At 73.8% G+C, this 3,331-nt stretch carries 5 protein-coding genes and 1 rRNA gene; 3 read left to right on the top strand and 3 right to left on the bottom strand.

What is annotated here, in order from left to right:
* A 23S ribosomal RNA gene (locus tag AB0K09_RS31670) occupies positions 1-98 on the bottom strand; the annotation flags it as partial.
* Positions 99-139: 41 nt separating this feature from the next.
* Between AB0K09_RS31670 and AB0K09_RS31665 the strand changes: the two genes are divergently transcribed.
* The 3 genes from AB0K09_RS31665 to AB0K09_RS31655 all read left to right on the top strand — a co-directional run bounded on the left by AB0K09_RS31665 (position 140) and on the right by AB0K09_RS31655 (position 1,232).
* Positions 140-256: an SGM_5486 family transporter-associated protein gene (locus tag AB0K09_RS31665; RefSeq protein WP_366068838.1), complete on the top strand. Its 117-nt coding sequence runs from the start codon at positions 140-142 to the stop codon at positions 254-256.
* A gap of 172 nt (positions 257-428) precedes the next feature.
* Positions 429-626 carry a hypothetical protein gene (locus AB0K09_RS31660; RefSeq protein ID WP_366068837.1) on the top strand — a complete coding sequence of 66 codons (198 nt, stop codon included), beginning with the start codon at positions 429-431 and terminating at the stop codon, positions 624-626.
* Between the two features lie 87 nt (positions 627-713).
* Entirely contained in the window at positions 714-1,232 is a 519-nt protein-coding gene (locus AB0K09_RS31655; protein ID WP_366068836.1) for a histidine phosphatase family protein, read from the top strand.
* 13 nt (positions 1,233-1,245) lie between these two features.
* On the opposite strand, the gene serB is transcribed toward AB0K09_RS31655, so the two are convergent.
* Positions 1,246-2,442, bottom strand: coding sequence for a phosphoserine phosphatase SerB (serB, locus tag AB0K09_RS31650; protein WP_366068835.1), 1,197 nt, complete (start codon positions 2,440-2,442; stop codon positions 1,246-1,248).
* A gap of 72 nt (positions 2,443-2,514) precedes the next feature.
* Positions 2,515-3,331 (bottom strand): streptophobe family protein (locus AB0K09_RS31645; RefSeq protein ID WP_366068834.1); only part of this gene is annotated, 817 nt, incomplete at its 5' end.

Raw genomic sequence — 3,331 nt, 5'->3', positions numbered from 1 at the left:
GCTCGGTTGACAGCTCCCCGGGGCCTATCGCGGCCTCCCACGTCCTTCATCGGTTCCTGGTGCCAAGGCATCCACCGTGCGCCCTTAAAAACTTACGCCCGGGTGACGACCGCCGCCGCGGGAGTGGGACACTGATGCCATGCCCGTGCTCGACCCGAACCCCCAGAACGGCCAGAAGGCCCTGCTGACCATCCTCGGCGTGATGCTCGCGATCACCGCCGTCATCGCCGTGATCGCCACCGTCGCCTCACCCTGAGCCGTCCCCGGCCGCCGTCCCGGGCGAGGGTGGGGTTGTCCCCACCGTCCCCTAGGGGGCTGGGCTCAGGGAAGACTGGGTGGGTTTCCGGATGGGAGACCGACGCCCGGCTCCGTAGGTTCGTAGTGCACCGCAAAGCGGTGCCCAGACGAACCCCTCGGAGGTGATCCCCATGCCCGCCGGCCGGCACGGAGACGTACAGACCAGGCTGCGGTGGTGGGCCCTGGCCCTGCCCCTCGTGGCGTTCGCGGCCCTCTTCTCACTCATGTCCGGCCCCGCCTCGGCCGCGAGCGGCACCCCGCACGGCGGCAGTTCGCTCGCGCGGATCATCCAGGTCGTCCAGCACTCGGTGCTGCACCACGGGCAGTGAGCCCCGGCGCGGCGCGCCGCCACCCTCCGGGGGCAAGCCCGTCAACACCCCGCGCCTCGTCGGCCGATTCGTGCGAAGCTTGACGTCATGAGCTCCGAACCGACCCGAAGGATCATCCTCCTCCGGCACGCCAAGGCCGACTGGCCCGACGTGGACGACCACGAACGCCCGCTCGCGGAGCGCGGCCGCAAGGACGCCCCGGCCGCCGGCCGCTGGCTCGCCGGTTCCGGCGTCACCCCCGAACTGGCCCTGTGCTCGACCTCCGTCCGCACGCGCGAGACCTGGAAGCTCGCGGTCGGCGAGCTGCCGCAGCGCCCCCGCACGGTCTACGACGAGCGGATCTACGAAGCGTCCCTCGGCGAACTCATCGCGGTGCTCAACGAGGTCACCGACGATGTGGCGGACGTGCTGCTCGTGGGGCACAACCCCGGCGTCCACGCCCTGGCCGACGCCCTCGCCGGCGAGGCCGAGGGCGATCTCCTGGCCCGGATGAACCGCTCCGGCTTCCCCACCTCCGCCGTCGCGGTGCTCACCTTCACCGGTTCCTGGAAGTCCGTCGAGCACGGCGTGGCCCGGCTGGTCGCCTTCTGGGCGCCGCACGCCTGACGCCGCCCGGCGGTCACTCGTGGGTGTTGGCCGCCTCGACCTCTTCGCGGGTCACGCCCAGCAGATAGAGGACGGTGTCCAGGAAGGGGACGTTCACGGCGGTGTGCGCCGCCTCGCGCACCACGGGCTTGGCGTTGAAGGCCACGCCCAGACCGGCCGCGTTGAGCATGTCCAGGTCGTTCGCGCCGTCGCCGATCGCCACCGTCTGGGACAGCGGGACGCCCGCCTCCGCCGCGAACCGGCGCAGCAGGCGGGCCTTGCCCGCCCGGTCCACTATCTCCCCGGTGACCCGGCCGGTCAGCCGGCCGTCCACGATCTCCAGCGTGTTGGCCGAGGCGAAGTCCAGCCCCAGCCGCTCCCGCAGATCGTCCGTGACCTGGGTGAAGCCGCCGGAGACCACACCCACCTGGAAGCCGAGCCGCTTCAGCGTCTTGATCAGCGTCCGGGCGCCCGGGGTGAGCCGCACCTCCGCGCGCACCTTGTCCACCACGGACTCGTCCAGCCCGGCCAGCAGCGCCACCCGCGCGTGCAGCGACTGCTCGAAGTCCAGCTCGCCGCGCATCGCCCGCGCGGTCACCTCGGCCACCTCGGCCTCGCAGCCCGCGTGCGCCGCGAACAGCTCGATGACCTCGTCCTGGATCAGCGTCGAGTCCACGTCCATCACGACCAGCCGCTGCGCCCGCCGCTGCAACCCCGCCGCCACGACCGCCACGTCCACGCCGAGCGCCACCGACTCGGTGACCAGCGCGGTCCGCAGCACCTCGGTCCCGGTGCCGGACACCGCGAACTCCACCGCCGTCACCGGGTACTTGGCCAGCCGGAAGATACGGTCGATGTTGCCGCCGGTGCCGGTGATGCGCGCCGCGATCGCGGCCGTCGCCTCGGCGGTCAGCGGGTGCCCCAGCACGGTGACGTGCGAACGCCCCGTACCGCGTGGCCGGTTGTCCCCCCGTCCCGAGATGATCTCGGTGGTCAGCCGCATCGACTCCGCCCAGCTGTGCACGGTCGCCCGCAGCTCCCCCTCCGCCCCGGCCCCGCCCGCCGGGGCGGTGACCAGCGCGCACAGGGTGATCCTGCCCCGGGTGACGACCTGCTCGATGTCTATGACGTCGACGGCGTACGCGGCGAGCGTGTCGAAGAGCCCGGCGGTGATACCGGGCCGGTCCTTCCCGAAGATCTTCACGAGAAGGGTGGGGGTGTTGTCGCTCATGGTGCTCTCTACCGTATCCCGTGCCCGTAACGAGGGCGCGAGCGGTAGGCATACGGCGGGCGAAGCCCCCGGTCACGGCAGGCGCGGCGGCGGTCCTGGTGGCGGTGTCGGCGGGAACTTCCGCCTGGGCGGAGCCGGTGGCGGCGGGGGCGCGGCCGTCTCGGTCGGCGCGCTGAAGCGCCCGTCGTCGGCCGGCGGCCGCAAGTAGGGGTTCGTCTCCTCGCGAGAGGCCCGGTACCCAGGCGACGGCCGGTACGGACCCTGTTCCGGATACCTGCGCGGAGCGCGCCGCGCCACCCCCGCCGCACACGCGAGCACAGCGCCGCAGACCCCCGCCCCGAAGCCCCACAGCGCCCCCAGCCCCAGCGCCGCCGGCACATTCCCCCGCAGGTCCAGGGCCGCCCCGACCGCGTCGACGCCCAGCACCGACAGGCTCGCGTCCGCCTTCACCCGCGTCGCGAGCACCAGCAGCGGCAGCCCCACGGCGGTGACCGCGCCCAGGGACAGCCCGCACCGCAGCGCGAACCCCCCGGGCCCGCCCGGGCCGCGCGGCGTACGCGCGGCGGCCAGCACCCCGGCCGTGAGCATCAGCAGGGCGCTGCCGACGGCCAGCAGCCACACCAGCGGTTCGTACCCCGCGAGCCGGCCCAGCGTCACCGCCTCGTCGGCCCGCATGTCCAGCAAGCGGTTCAGCGGATCCGGCAGCACGGTCAGCAGCGAGCCGCCGGCCGTGCCCCGCCAGGGCACGAACAGCCCCAGCGGCACCCCGAGCCACACCCCGTTCGGCGCGCCCAGCAGCGCGCCGCCGAGCACGCGTCCGGGGTGGGCGTCACCGAAGGCCGCGACCACCGCGGCCGCCAGGCCCGCCCCGACGGCGAGCACGAGGACC

Origin of the sequence: Streptomyces sp. NPDC049577, assembly GCF_040675635.1 — a bacterium.
Classification (GTDB): Bacteria; Actinomycetota; Actinomycetes; order Streptomycetales; family Streptomycetaceae; genus Streptomyces.
This window is presented reverse-complemented; position numbering and strand designations above follow the sequence as displayed.

Bases quoted from the DNA above. Each gene is read 5' to 3' on its own strand.
- AB0K09_RS31665 (WP_366068838.1), top strand. From the start codon at position 140: ATGCCCGTGCTCGACCCGAACCCCCAGAACGGCCAGAAGGCCCTGCTG.
- AB0K09_RS31660 (WP_366068837.1), top strand. From the start codon at position 429: ATGCCCGCCGGCCGGCACGGAGACGTACAGACCAGGCTGCGGTGGTGG.
- AB0K09_RS31655 (WP_366068836.1), top strand. From the start codon at position 714: ATGAGCTCCGAACCGACCCGAAGGATCATCCTCCTCCGGCACGCCAAG.
- serB (WP_366068835.1), bottom strand. From the start codon at position 2,442: ATGAGCGACAACACCCCCACCCTTCTCGTGAAGATCTTCGGGAAGGAC.